Raw genomic sequence first — 13749 nt, 5'->3', positions numbered from 1 at the left:
CCAGGGCCTGTCATCTTCGGCAGGCCGCTCCCCTCTCTCCCTCGTAACAGATATTCCATGAGTTTGCGTATCTACAACACGCTGTCGCGTGCATTGGAAGCGTTTTCGCCGATAGAACCGGGCCATGTCCGCATGTATGTGTGCGGCATGACCGTCTACGACCTCTGCCATCTGGGCCATGCGCGCTCGATGGTTGCTTTCGACGTGGTGCAGCGCTGGCTGCGCGCCAGCGGCCTGCGCGTGACCTATGTGCGCAACATCACCGATATCGACGACAAGATCATCCGCCGCGCGGTCGAGAACGGCGAGACCATTCGCCAGTTGACCGACCGCATGATTGCGGCGCTGCACCAGGATGCGGACGCGCTGGGTATCGAACGCCCCGATTTCGAGCCGCGCGCCACCGACTATGTGGCGCAGATGCAGAGCATGATCGGCCGGCTGCAGCAGCGCGGCCTGGCCTACCAGGCCGGCAATGGCGATGTGAACTTCGCGGTGCGCAAGTTTCCGGGCTACGGCAAGCTGTCTGGCAAGTCGCTCGACGAGCTGCAGGCCGGCGAGCGCGTGGCCGTCGATGACGGCAAGAGCGATCCGCTGGACTTCGTGCTCTGGAAGAGCGCCAAGCCCGCCGAGCCCGAAGAAGTCAAATGGGACAGCCCCTGGGGCCAGGGCCGCCCGGGCTGGCACATCGAGTGCTCGGCCATGGGCTGCGAGATGCTGGGCGAAAGCTTCGACATCCACGGCGGCGGTGCCGACCTGCAGTTTCCGCACCACGAAAACGAGATTGCCCAGAGCGAAGGCGCGACCGGCAAGACCTTGGCGCGCACCTGGATGCACAACGGCTTCATCAACGTGGACAACGAGAAAATGTCCAAGTCGCTGGGCAATTTCTTTACCATTCGCGATGTGCTCAAGGAGTTCGACGCCGAGACGGTGCGCTTCTTCGTGGTGCGCAGCCATTACCGCAGCCCGCTGAACTACAGCGACGTGCATCTCAACGACGCGCGCTCGGCGCTCAAGCGCCTGTACACGGCGCTGAGTCTGGTGCCCGCGGCCGATGTCGCGATCGACTGGGCTCAGCCCCAGGCCGCACGCTTCAAGGCCGCAATGGACGACGATTTCGGCACGCCCGAAGCCGTGGCCGTGCTGTTCGAGCTGGCCGCCGAGGTCAATCGCAGCCAGAGTGCCGAAACTGCGGGCCTGCTCAAGGCGCTGGGCGCATGCCTGGGCCTGCTGCAGGACCGCCCCGAGGCCTTCCTGCAGGCCGGCGTGGCTGGCGGCGTGGACGCCGACGCCGTGCAGGCGCAGATCGCGGCGCGTGCCGCGGCCAAGGCCGCGAAGGACTGGGCCGAAGCGGACCGTATCCGCCAGGCCCTGCTGGCCCAGGGCATCGTGCTCAAGGATTCCGCGGCCGGCACCACCTGGGAGGCCGCGCCATAAGCGCCGCAACCCATGGATTTTCATTTCAATGTGTTTAATGTAGGCGGTACCAGCGGTGAATGCTCCTAAAGAGATAGCGAACGTGGTGATCACGCCGTTGTCTGCGCCTGCCTACTGGGCAGAAGCCTGCAAGCACCTGGTCAAGAAGGACCGGGTCATGAAGCGCCTGATTCCGCAATACGCGGGCCAGGCGCTGCAAACGCGCGGCGACGCTTTCGTGACGCTTGCGCGTTCGATCGTCGGCCAACAGATTTCGGTCAAGGCCGCACAGACGCTGTGGAACCGCGTGGCACTGCTGCCGGCGAGCATGACGCCCGAGCATCTGCTGCGCCTGAAGGTCGACGACATGCGCGCCGCCGGTCTGTCGGCGCGCAAGGTCGACTACCTGGTCGATCTGGCCGTGCACTTCACCGAAGGCCGGCTGCACACCAACGACTGGGCGACGATGGGCGACGAAGCCATCATTGCCGAGCTGATGGCGATCCGCGGCGTGGGCCGCTGGACGGCCGAGATGTTTCTGATTTTTTACCTCATGCGTCCCAATGTATTGCCCCTCGACGACGCGGGGTTGATCAGCGGGATCAGCAAGAACTATTTCTCGGGCGATCCCGTCAGCCGCAGCGATGCGCGCGAGGTGGCGGAGGCCTGGAAGCCCTGGTGCAGCGTTGCGACTTGGTATATTTGGCGCTCGCTCGACCCGCTGCCTGTGGCCTATTGATACACCCGAGGCCCTCAGCCCAAGGCCGGGACAAGGAGAAAAACATTGGCGAAAAAGAATTTTCTGGACTTTGAGCATCCCATTGCCGAGCTCGAATCCAAAATCGAAGAACTGCGCTATGTGCAGACCGAAAGTGCTGTCGACATCTCGGAAGAGATCGACCAGCTGAGCAAGAAGAGCCTGCAGCTCACGCGCGACATCTACAGCGATCTGAGCCCCTGGCAGATCACCAAGATCGCGCGCCACATCGAGCGTCCCTATACGCTCGACTATGTGCGCGAAATCTTCACCGATTTCGTCGAGATGCACGGCGACCGCCACTTCGCGGACGATCAGTCGATCGTCGGCGGCCTGGCACGCTTCAACGGCCATGCGTGCATGGTCATCGGTCACCAGAAGGGCCGCGACACCAAGGAGCGCACGCTGCGCAACTTCGGCATGACGCGCCCCGAAGGCTATCGCAAGGCCTTGCGCCTGATGAAGACCGCCGAGAAGTTCAAGCTCCCGGTGTTCACTTTCGTCGACACTCCGGGCGCCTACCCGGGCATCGATGCCGAAGAGCGCAGCCAGTCGGAAGCCATTGGCCGCAACATCTACGAGATGGCGCAGCTGCAGACCCCGATCATCTCCACCGTCATCGGTGAAGGCGGCTCGGGCGGCGCGCTGGCGATCAGCGTCGCCGATCAGGTGCTGATGCTGCAATATTCGGTCTACTCGGTGATCAGCCCCGAAGGCTGCGCATCCATTCTGTGGAAGACCGGCGACAAGGCGGAAGAAGCCGCTTCGGCCATGGGCATCACGGCGCTGCGCCTCAAGGCGCTGGGCCTGGTCGACAAGATCGTCAGCGAGCCCGTGGGCGGCGCGCACCGCGATCCCACGCAGATGGGCACCTTCCTCAAGCGCGCGCTCGGCGATGCCTATCGCCAGCTCGCCGACCTGAGCCCCAAGGAGCTGCAGGACCGCCGCTACGAGCGACTGCAAAGCTACGGCCGCTTCTCGGACACCAAGGCCGAGAACCGCTGAGACCGTTTGCCCTGATCCTGAGCGTGTCGAAGGATCTAAGGGCTCAACGACTCTATGCGCCTGCGGCGCATCCATCAACGGCTCCCGCGGGAGCCGTTTGCCATTGCCGGGCCCGAGCAGAAAAGGAAAGCATGACCCAGTCGTTTGATGCCGCCATCGCCGCCTTCGCGCCGCCGCTGCCGCTGGCCGTGGCGCTCAGCGGCGGCGCCGATTCGACGGCGCTGCTGCTGGGCTGCGCGCAGCGCTGGCCGGGCCAGGTGCATGCGATCCATGTGCACCACGGGCTGCAGAGCGCGGCCGACGGTTTTGTCGCGCATTGCGAAGTGCTGTGCGCGCGAGTGCAGGTGCCGCTCACGGTATGCCGCGTCGACGCGCGCCATGCGGCTGGCCAGAGCCCGGAAGATGCCGCACGCCAAAGCCGCTATGCGGCGCTGGCCGATGCCGCCTTGCATGCCTGGCCGGGCCGCCCCATGGCGGCCATCGCGCTGGCCCAGCATGCCGATGACCAGGTCGAAACTCTGGTGCTGGCGCTGTCGCGCGGCGCGGGCGTTGCCGGTCTGGCGGCCATGCCCGCGCAGTGGCAGCGGCTGGGATTGACGTGGCTGCGGCCGCTGCTGCAGGTCGAAGGCGCGGCGCTGCGTGCATGGCTTGCGTCGCGCGAACAGGGCTGGATCGAAGACCCCACGAACACCGACCAGCGCTTCACGCGCAACCGCATACGCGCGCAGCTGCTGCCCCAGCTGCAGGCGGCGTTTCCGCAGTTTCGCGACACGTTCGCGCGCAGCAGCCGGCATTGCGCCCAGGCCGCTGAACTGCTGCAGGAAGTTGCCGAGGCCGATCTGGAGACGGTGGGCAACCCGCCGCGCATCGCGGCCTTGCAGGCCCTGAGCCGCGCGCGCCAGGGCAATGTTTTGCGCCACTGGCTGCGCACCGCGCACGCGACCACGCCGGCCGCGGCCCAGCTCGAAGCGCTGCTGCGCCAGGTCGCGGCCTGCACCACGCGCGGCCACCAAATCCACCTCAAATTGGGCCGCGGGTTTGTGGTGAGAACAGGGGAGTTGCTCGGTTGGTACAATCCCTGAGTTTTGGTCTACTTTTGTACGAAAACCGCTGGCGCGCCAAAACGCCCCTATTCCTCGCGCCATGTCCGAAGTTTCGTCACCTTGATATCCAATGGCACTGATCGTTCATAAATACGGCGGCACGTCGATGGGCTCCCCGGAGCGCATCCGCAATGTTGCCAAGCGCGTGGCCAAGTGGGCCCGGGCCGGCCACCAGATGGTCGTGGTGCCCAGCGCCATGAGTGGCGAAACCAATCGTCTGCTCGGCCTGGCCAGCGAACTCGCGCCTGCGCAGCCGCAAAACTCCTACTACCGTGAGCTCGACATGCTGGCCGCCACAGGCGAGCAGGCATCGTCGGCGCTGCTGGCCATTGCGCTGCAAGCCGAGGGCCTGCCTTCGGTCAGCTATGCAGGCTGGCAGGTGCCGGTGCGCACCGACAGCAGCTTCACCAAGGCCCGCATCGAGTCGATCGACGACCAGCGCGTGCGCGCCGATCTCGAGGCCGGCCGGGTGGTGATCGTCACCGGCTTCCAGGGCATTGACCCCAACGGCAACATCACGACGCTGGGCCGTGGCGGCTCCGACACGTCGGCCGTGGCCATGGCCGCTGCGCTCAAAGCCAGCGAATGCCTCATTTACACCGATGTCGATGGTGTCTACACCACCGACCCGCGCGTGGTTCCCGCCGCCCGCCGCCTGTCCACCGTGAGCTTCGAAGAGATGCTCGAGATGGCCAGCCTGGGCAGCAAGGTGCTGCAAATCCGTTCGGTCGAGTTCGCAGGCAAATACAAGGTGCCCATGCGCGTGCTGTCGAGCTTCACGCCCTGGGACATCGATCTCGCCGAAGAAGCCCAATCGGGCACGCTGATTACTTTTGAGGAAGACGAAAAAATGGAAAAGGCTGTCGTATCCGGCATCGCTTTCAACCGCGGCGAAGCCAAGATCTCCGTGCTCGGCGTGCCCGACACCCCGGGCATCGCCTACCGCATCCTGGGCCCGGTGGCCGAAGCCAACATCGAAGTCGATGTGATCCTGCAGAACATCAGCAAGGACGGCCTGGCCGACTTCAGCTTCACCGTGAGCCAGGGCGACTACCAGCGCGCGATGGACCTGCTGCAAAGCAAGGTCGTTCCCGAACTGGGCGCCAAGGAAGCCGTGGGCGACCCGAGCATCTGCAAGGTCAGCATCGTCGGCATCGGCATGCGCAGCCACGCCGGCGTGGCCAGCACCATGTTCCGCACGCTGAGCGAAGAGGGCATCAACATCCAGATGATCTCGACTTCCGAAATCAAGACTTCGGTCGTGATCGACGAAAAGTACCTCGAGCTGGCCGTGCGCGCGCTGCACACCGCCTTCGGTCTGGACAAATCGGAGTAATTTTGCGTTTTTCCCCGAAGTCGTAAAAAACTCGGGTTAGAATAGCTTTATTGGAAACGTGACCGAGTGGCCGAAGGTGCTCCCCTGCTAAGGGAGTATGGGGTGTAGAGCCTCATCGAGGGTTCGAATCCCTCCGTTTCCGCCAGGACTTAAAGCCCCAAGTGAGCAATCGCTTGGGGCTTTTTCCTTTTCCGGAGTGCATCCCGGAGCTCCATCCCTAAACCATCCCTAAACCATCCCTAAATCGCGCTCTTCCTGGCCTCGGATGTAGCCCCGATCGCTGCGTTCACGGCCGCCAGGTTCTGGCCTCGATCTGCCGATGGAATCCACTTCGCATAGTCCCGCATCATCACCTGCAGGCTGTGGCCATGTTGCATCGCCACCCACATCGGATTGGCCGATGCCATGTGGCTGATCAACTTGGGTGCAGAGATGGCCAGGTTCAGTATGCTCGCAGCCAAAGGCAGATCCCTCCGTTCCAGTCCTTTCGCTGGACAGATGTCGTGCTCCAGCAGTTGGGCGTGATTCCTGATCGGCAGGTCGCCCGGCTCGCTGGGGTTGCTGCTTCAGTTGTTCAAGCTGAGAGGCAGAGAAGGGGGATTCCGGTGGCCAAGCTACCGAGGTGGTGTGACGTGCACCTCGCAGAACTGGTCACGAAACCAGATTCGCAGGTTGCGAAACAGCATGGCGTTGATGTGTCTACAGTCGCGAAAGTACGGTATGAGCATGGCATCCCTGCCAGCACCAGTGCGAAGCGCCGGCCCTGGCAGCCCGAAGAGCTCGAGCTGCTGGGCAAGGTCTCAGACGCAGAGGTAGCGCGGAGGACAGGGCGCACAGCATCGGGCGTTAAGGTTGAGCGAATGAATCGGAGGATCCCGGGCATTGATCCCAGCGAGGCGGGGCGGCTGTATCGGCTGAGTCGGGCGTCACTTTAGAGGGCCGAGCTTGCTCCCGTTGTGGATTAAGCCAGGGAAGTGTTGACTTTACGCTAGGTGGGCACAGGTGAGAGTACCTCTCGAATAAGCTGCGCAAATGCTTCTTGCGTTGATTCTTTCTGCTCGAATGCACGTATTCGCAGCAGCTTGATGCCAGCCGCGGAACAGATCTCATCCTTCATGCGATCACGATTTTGCGCTTCAGCGGTGTCGTGAAATTGGCTATCGAGCTCAAAGAAATGCAACGGTCGGTAGTTTTGTGCCGGATCGACGACGACACAGTCAAACTGAGACCTAAAGAAGAAGCTCTTCGCAGCAGTAGAAATCTTTGGTTCGATTGCTGCCAAATTAAGAGCAACGCTCATAGCAAGGTTCGGGAAAACCAGCAGTTTTGGAGCAGCTTCGAGCATGGCCAAGTAGAAGGCCCGCTCCTGAGGGGATTTGAAAATTGATGTGACATGCAGCGTTGGCTTGGGCATCGTCACGGTCGTTGCAGCCTTGATATTTAAGGCACTTCGGCGTGCATCAGCCAATTCCTCAGGCCGCTCCTGCTGGAGGCGCATGAGAAGTTCACGCGCTAACGGGATGTCATTAGCCCATTCGGATGCCACACCTGGCAGGCTTCGGTCTTTGACTTCGTACATCGCCTGAAGCTTGATCTCAATCACTGGCCGCCAGAAGGATTCTTTGAATTGGCTGCGCTTCGATGCTATTAACAACGAGATGTGGCGAGTTGTAGTCACCTGTTCTGAGGCAGGTAGACCTCGCAGGTGCCCAACGAATTCGGTGTCAAAGAGATGCGAGATTTGCTGTAGAACCGGATCTTGGTTCAAAAGGTTCCTGTGAAGATACAGCTGCTCGGATAGCCCCTCCCATTCTTTGGCGAAGAGCAGTTGGTAAAGCGACTCACGGTCAAACATAGGTATGCCGAATTCATTCAGGGTGTCGGAGCATAGCGTCACAGGAGCAGACCGGCAACCTGCAAAAATTGGGACATCATCGGCATCGATAGTCGCGAGGCAGGCGCTTGTATCGGTGGACCAACCGCAGGTCAAGCTTGAGACAATTCGATGAGCAGGCGCGTACTTCGTGCTGCGTCGATTGCTAATTTTGCCTGCTTGCCTACCTGTCGTGTGCTTTAGATGCGCAGCTTGCCGTTCAATTTCCAACTGGAATCCAGAGTTGACTGCATCAAAAAAATGATCGAGCGTACTTGGAAATGTAAAGATTATGGCAGTCCTTAGGTGAAAATCGGTCACTATGATTAAAACCGCTTCCGACCTACTGGCCGCCTTCATCGCTAAACAGCGAGAAAAAGTCGAGTCCATCTCGATGTTGCATATGCCTACGCTCGGTAGCGCGTACGAAGCGATTGCAAAGGAGGGCATTGATCAACAGTTCGTACTGCCTCCCAACCTGGATCTGCGCGTGGTCTCTGGCTTTATCGAAGGTCTTCCCCATCAGATAGATGGAATGCTTGTAAAGGGAGAAGGCCAGCGCTACGGCTTAACCGATCAGTACATCTATCCAGCCCGCCAAATTCTGTGCGTTCTTGAAGTTAAAAAGACCCTGACACGCGCGGATTTGGTTGACGGAGCCACCCATTTGGCTGAAATTCTGCGTCACTGCAGAAACGATTTCCTAGCCAGATACGCAGCAGACGAGGACTTTGACTTTAGTCAAGCGCGAGCGTCGTTCGAAAAACTTACTGGCCGCATCGGACCTAGCAATGCCCATGTTTTGGACAGCCTACCTGATCATGACCGCCTGCTCTTCAGCCTCCTTGCTCGTCAAATCTATACACCGCTGACGGTGCTTCTCGGCTTTGGTGGTTACGCTACCGAGCATGGCCTTCGTTCCGCAATGGTCAGTATTGCCGAATCCGAAGTTGGCGACCACACGTTCGTGTCGCCAGAACTTTTGCCGTCTCTCATCACCTCAGGAGCCTTCAGCTTAGTGAAGTGTACCGGGCAACCTTACCTAGCTGGTGGCCCCAAGGACGGTTGGGTCCTTCAAGCGTCAGCCAACCACAATGTCGCGCGCATCCTCTTAGAGTTTCTTTGGACCAAAATTTCTGTCTTCTGTGATGTCCGTATGCCGTTTGGCCCCGACTTGGATTTTGAGAATCTAAAGGAACTTCTCGTCGCACGAGGCGCATCCAAAGACGGTAAGTCTGGCTTTAAAATTCGAACTTACGAACATTCAAAAAAGCTGCTACAGCGCCCTCATGTTGCCAACTGGGAGCCGACAAAGATTTCCGCCGCTGCAGTTAGCGTGGCCGAGCTGCTGAGCTTTCACGCGGGAGTTCTGGAATTAGACAGCGCTCTAGCTGAATTTATTCACGAGCAGCATGGTGTAGCTCTTGACGATGCAGTTGCCGAGCTGGTCGAAACTCATACATACTGCCGGTCAGAAACTGTGATCCAAGCTATCGGGAGTGGTGCCGCTATCGCGGTACTAGAGGACGGCACTGGCTACACCGACGTACAGATGGCACGCTTGCGAATATGGTGCGAGAAGGAGGGACTTGATTTTTTTCCACTGCAGCTGATCATCGTCGACTAGACGATCAGCTGATCTCGATAGACGTGGAGAATTTCTTAATATTTCTCTACCCTCGGCTAATTCTTAGTGCTAAACCACCAGGTCCTCGTGACCTTGGTCGACTAGCCAAGCGTAAAATTCCAGGTCGGTACCAGTTGCCGACCAGCGAGCCTTTTCAAAATCTCGGCGAACGTTGTCAAGTATTGACTTGATGGCAAGAACGTTTTCATGGAATCCAGCGGCATGGATGATATTTGGCACGTCATAGTTCAAAGAACTCAGCAAACATGTTGTCTCACCGATTCTTAACTGAGCTTCGTGAAATCCAGCGATGGCGAGTTGCTTCTTTCCCTCGAAGTAGTCAGGTTCCATTTTTCCGTTGACCATGATCTTATTTCCTCTTTCATTCATCAAAGCTAGCTGCTCTGACCCCAGACGGGTGGTTGATGGAAGCGTGTGTGGCGATGGTCTTTACCAGCCACGATCCTTGAAAACTTCGGCGTCGAGGTAATAGTCGCCATGCACATGGTCTCGATATAGCTGCCAGGAGGCCCAGAGGAGAAGTTGCCCGCCAGTGACCAATAGTCCGAGCGAAAACCATCCTAGCGCGGTGATGCTGGGGGCTGTAGTGGCCTGCGCAGGCCCTAGGGAGCGTATGAGGTCTTCCAGTTTTGTGACCAGACTGGCCAAGAAGAACAGGAGTGCAGCACCCCCGACAGTGATCAGGCCACGCCACTTGCCAAGCTTGTGAGCCATTATCCCTGTGTTGAGTAGTTCGAACATCTGCCTCTCCTGTAGATTTCTTGCATCTTATCGTCCCCTCTCTGGGGTTTCGTACTTCGTACCAGAACCGGCATCCTTGCCGGCATGTCCTCGCCTGAGCAACCAGCCCCCGAAAAGACTTCACTCGACTGGGAGACCATCGAGCGTGACTTCCGCGCGGGTTCCCGCGCGGTCACTGCCATTGCAGGGGAGCATGGCATCACCGAGGGAGTCATACGCAAGCGCGCCAAGAGGGACGGCTGGGTACGTTTGCCCAAAGACAAGGCCAGTACGGAATCGAAGCCCCCCCAAGATTCGCACTACTCTGGCTAGGCCCACACTGGACCTTCGCCATCAGCGTTTCGTCGACGAATACCTAATCGATTTGAATGGCACACAGCCCGCAAGGGCTGCAGCAGGCGGGCGCCACGCAGCGCACGGGCATGCAGGAGCAAGGCGGCACGGCGCGGGCGCGACTTCTGGAGACCGGCAGGAATGATCGGTTTGGACAGGAACAGGGCCTGGCGCGGGACAGGTTCGGTCAGGAGCAGACAGCTGCCGGGTATCAGAACCGCAGCGCGCAGCGGATCGAGAAGGCGCAGCAGGACCTGGAAGCTGCCGGAGACGATCCGGTGCAGTTGGGGATTGCATGTCAGCGCCTGCTGGCCCTGCAAGGCAAGACCGACGAAGAGCGGATCGGGTGCTGCGCGAGCTGGGTGCGCACCTGGGCGGCTTCGCGGAAGCGCCGGTCAGCACGGTGGCTGAGGCTGCGGGCTCTGTTGTGCCGGTGGTGGGCGCCATGCTCACGCCCGCCGGGCGCAGCGCTGCCGGGCGCAGGCTCCTCGGCGTAGGCTTGGGTGCTGCCCAAGGTGCCGGCGCGGTCAAAGGCTCGATCTATGACGCGGTCAAGCAAGGGCAAGCGGAGCAGGGCGCTACGCCAGAAGCTGCGCAGCAGGCGGCCCAGCAAGCGCAGGCCTACACCGGGCCGAATGCTGGCAGCATTGCCCTGGGCGCGGGCCTGGGTGTCGTGGCTGGAACCTCTGGCGTGGAAGGTGTCGTGAGCCGCGCCATGGCGGGCCGCGCAGCAGCAGGTGGTACAAACATCGTGCGCCGGGCAGCGGTGGGCGTGGTGGCTGAAGCCGTGCAGGGCGGCCAGGAGCGACTGGCAAGCAACCTGGCGCTGCAAGAGGAGGGCTTCGATACGCCGTCATGGCGCGGTGTTGCTGGGCACGCGGCAGCAGAAGGTTTGGCGGGTGGAGTACTGGGCGGCGGTGTGAATGCGGCATCGCGGGGCCACGCCTTGCCGGCCGCGGAACGTGCCCAGCCCAGTGGCACTGATCTGTCTGAAGCGCCGGTCACCGATGTGGGCGCAGCACCTGCAGCCCCTGTGATTCATCCCACTGCAGGCCCGCTGTCGAAGGCTGGGGCCCAGGCCGTCAATGTGCCTACGGCGCCTGAACAGCTGTCGGCGTGCGCAACGCTGACGCGGGCTACGACTCGGTGCGCGCGCCAGGTACTGGACGAGATGCAAAAGCGCCACGAATCGGCCATGAACCCGAAAAGCAGTTCGCTGTCGACCGGGCTGACCAGCCTGGGCTTTATCAACTTCCTGGGCCTGTCGCCGGCTTCGGCCATGGTCAACTTGACCCAGACGGCCCTGGTGGCCTACCCGGTCATGGGCGCGCGCTGGGGCTATGGCAAGGCCAGCGCCGCGCTGATGAAGGCCAGCCAGCAGGCGGTGCGAGGCAAGAACGATATCACTGGCTCCTTGAATGCGGACGAGAAAGCCGCCTTTGACGAGGCCGTGCGCTCCGGCGTGATTGACGTCACCATGGCCCACGACCTAGCCGGCGTTGCGCAGGGCGAAGACATGGGCGTGATGTGGAAGCTGCGCCCGATCATAAAGTGGGCCAGCTTCCTGTTCCACCATACCGAGAAGTTCAACCGGCAGATCACCTTCGTGGCCGCCTTCCGCCTGGCGCGCGAGACCGGTGCGGAATCCACCAAGGCCTATGCCGATGCCGTGCAGGCGACCTACGACGGTCACTTCGACTACAGCGCCAACAACCGTCCGCGCGTCATGCAGGGCAACGCCGCGCGGGTGCTGCTGCTGTTCAAGCAGTACGGCCAGAACATGGTCTACACCTTGGCCAGGTCGGCGCAGCAGTCGCTCAAGGGTGCAACGCCGCAGGAGCGGGCCGAGGCGCGCAAGACGCTTGGCGGTCTGCTGGTCATGCACGGTCTGGCGGCAGGCGCGCTGGGCCTGCCCATGGTCACCACGCTGCTGGCCGCGGCCTCGATGCTGGGCGGCGATGACGATGAGCCGTGGGACGCCCAGGTCGCGCTGCAGAACGTGATGGCCGACACCTTCGGGCAAAAGCCAGCCGAGGTCATGGCGCATGGCCTGTCACGTCTCACGCCCTGGGATATTTCCGGGCGTGTCGGGCTTGATCGGCTGATCTTACCGGACATCCAGGAAGGGCTGGAGGGCCAGCGCCTGGGCGGGTCGGCCATGGCTGCCGCGCTGGGGCCTGTCGCCGGCATCGGTATCAACGCGTTGAAGGGGCTGCAGGACATGGGCGAGGGCCGCTATCTGCGTGGCTTGGAGGGCATGATGCCGACGGCGCTGCGCGCTCCGCTCAAGGCCTGGCGCTACGGGACCGAGGGCGTTCGCGACAAGTCTGGCATCGTGGTGCAGGATGAGGTGAACTTGGCAGAGCTGCTGGGCCAGGCCTCGGGTTTCTCTCCTTCGAGCGTGCGCAACTCCTTCGTAGGCAAGAGCGCCTTCGTCCAGCATGACCGGGCGATGCAGGCGCGGCGCTCCACGCTGGTCGAGCAGTTCGCGATGGCGGCAATGGCTGGTGATGAAGAGGGCAAGGCGGACGCTTGGGCGGACATCGTCAAGTTCAATGAGAAGAACCCGGGTCGGCGGATCCAGCCCATGCAACTGGCGCAGAGCGTGCGCATGAGGACTAAGCGCATCAAGCAGGCGCAGGAGGGTGTATACCTGCCGGTTAAGCGGCGCGATGCGATGGATGCGGGGCGGTTTGCCGCGGGGTAGTGATCGGACTGCTGACTTTGACGTAACCGACGTACTACTGCAGGGATGGCTGCCATGGGGGCGGGTTTTCAAAGATCATTCACATAGGCGTGGCAGCCTGGGACTTGGTCTGCTGGGCTACTTGCTCACGCCCCCTTCGCCGCAAAGCTTAGAATGAATGCAAAGCTTGGTCATTCGGACGCCTGCAAACAGCTGCAGAACTTGGCTTGGTTGAGGGGACGATGGAGGCCGACCGTCGGTCCAAAGAGGGTGTTCTCACACACTCGGAAGAGTAGACCCAGGAGGCTCTTTGAACGGGGTGGCTTGGGATGTGATAATTGCACGTTTACCTGCATTGAGCCATCCAGATCTCTTTCTCGTGGCCGAAATGGATTCGTCGGGCAGACTCCCCTAATTGCAACTCTGACTTGTCATAAATATTCGTGAGAGATAAGCCTAAGCCGCAGATCCTGTATCGAGGGTCTCAGAAGCACAAGAACCGCCCCGCTGGTGAGCGGAAGGGAACGCTATGCCCAGAGTGGACACACACAACCTCTACAGAAGGTTACGTGAATGATCCGTTTGCACATAGTTGGGAGGCAACGCGGGCACACCAACTTTTCGAGAGTGCCATCCCTCACGCAGACGGACGAAAACGTTTCGCGACAGCTGAGGGAATCGCCTTTGAGGCTAAACCCACCGGTGACGGGACTTGGCATGGCTACCCTGTGCCTTGGGAAGCGGTACCGTCAGAGATTGTTCAGATGTGGGTAAAAGACGGCCAGATAACTCGCCGACAGATTACAAAATATTTACGGCAAGATCAGGACAATTTGCGTTGGGCACTC

11 protein-coding genes and 1 tRNA gene are annotated in these 13749 nt (G+C 60.8%); 8 read left to right on the top strand and 4 right to left on the bottom strand.

Going from position 1 to position 13749, the window contains the following annotated elements; all coding sequences use genetic code 11:
• Nucleotides 1-57: 57 nt before the first annotated feature.
• The 6 genes from cysS (at nt 58) to ACSVDO_RS14955 (ending at nt 5765) form a co-directional block, all read left to right on the top strand.
• Nucleotides 58-1440 carry a cysteine--tRNA ligase gene (gene cysS, locus ACSVDO_RS14980; RefSeq protein WP_489593129.1) on the top strand — a complete coding sequence of 461 codons (1383 nt, stop codon included), beginning with the start codon at nt 58-60 and terminating at the stop codon, nt 1438-1440.
• 55 nt (nt 1441-1495) lie between these two features.
• Nucleotides 1496-2158, top strand: a complete 663-nt coding sequence (locus tag ACSVDO_RS14975) for a DNA-3-methyladenine glycosylase family protein (protein WP_332537671.1) — start codon at nt 1496-1498, stop codon at nt 2156-2158.
• A gap of 45 nt (nt 2159-2203) precedes the next feature.
• Entirely contained in the window at nt 2204-3181 is a 978-nt protein-coding gene (locus tag ACSVDO_RS14970) for an acetyl-CoA carboxylase carboxyltransferase subunit alpha (RefSeq protein WP_489593128.1), read from the top strand.
• Nucleotides 3182-3312: 131 nt separating this feature from the next.
• On the top strand, nt 3313-4263 hold the full coding sequence (gene tilS / locus ACSVDO_RS14965) for a tRNA lysidine(34) synthetase TilS (protein ID WP_489593127.1): 951 nt from the start codon (nt 3313-3315) through the stop codon (nt 4261-4263).
• Nucleotides 4264-4354: 91 nt separating this feature from the next.
• Nucleotides 4355-5620, top strand: coding sequence for an aspartate kinase (locus ACSVDO_RS14960; protein WP_332537674.1), 1266 nt, complete (start codon nt 4355-4357; stop codon nt 5618-5620).
• Between the two features lie 52 nt (nt 5621-5672).
• Nucleotides 5673-5765: transfer RNA gene (locus ACSVDO_RS14955), tRNA-Ser, on the top strand.
• 843 nt (nt 5766-6608) lie between these two features.
• Here the strand turns inward: ACSVDO_RS14955 and ACSVDO_RS14950 are convergent.
• Complete coding sequence (locus ACSVDO_RS14950; protein WP_489593125.1) at nt 6609-7814, bottom strand: DUF2726 domain-containing protein; 1206 nt, start codon at nt 7812-7814, stop codon at nt 6609-6611.
• 1 nt (nt 7815) lies between these two features.
• Here ACSVDO_RS14950 and ACSVDO_RS14945 point away from each other — a divergent pair, with 1 nt between their 5' ends.
• Nucleotides 7816-9120 (top strand): DUF6602 domain-containing protein, encoded by a 1305-nt coding sequence (locus ACSVDO_RS14945; protein ID WP_489593123.1) that lies wholly within the window; start codon nt 7816-7818, stop codon nt 9118-9120.
• A 69-nt stretch (nt 9121-9189) separates the two neighbouring features.
• Here ACSVDO_RS14945 and ACSVDO_RS14940 read toward each other — a convergent pair whose 3' ends face one another.
• From ACSVDO_RS14940 to ACSVDO_RS14930, 3 genes are all read right to left on the bottom strand, one after another.
• Complete coding sequence (locus ACSVDO_RS14940) at nt 9190-9486, bottom strand: hypothetical protein (RefSeq protein ID WP_489593121.1); 297 nt, start codon at nt 9484-9486, stop codon at nt 9190-9192.
• Nucleotides 9487-9570: 84 nt separating this feature from the next.
• Complete coding sequence (locus ACSVDO_RS14935) at nt 9571-9882, bottom strand: hypothetical protein (protein ID WP_489593119.1); 312 nt, start codon at nt 9880-9882, stop codon at nt 9571-9573.
• 308 nt (nt 9883-10190) lie between these two features.
• On the bottom strand, nt 10191-10535 hold the full coding sequence (locus tag ACSVDO_RS14930; protein WP_489593117.1) for a hypothetical protein: 345 nt from the start codon (nt 10533-10535) through the stop codon (nt 10191-10193).
• Between the two features lie 26 nt (nt 10536-10561).
• On the opposite strand from ACSVDO_RS14930, the gene ACSVDO_RS14925 reads away from it, so the two are divergent.
• On the top strand, nt 10562-12922 hold the full coding sequence (locus ACSVDO_RS14925; protein WP_489593115.1) for a PLxRFG domain-containing protein: 2361 nt from the start codon (nt 10562-10564) through the stop codon (nt 12920-12922).
• Nucleotides 12923-13749: the final 827 nt, after the last annotated feature.

The sequence above is a fragment of the Comamonas sp. DB36 genome (genome assembly GCF_057914905.1).
The sequence above is the reverse complement of the archived record's forward strand: the minus strand, read 5'-3'. Positions and strand labels throughout refer to the sequence as shown.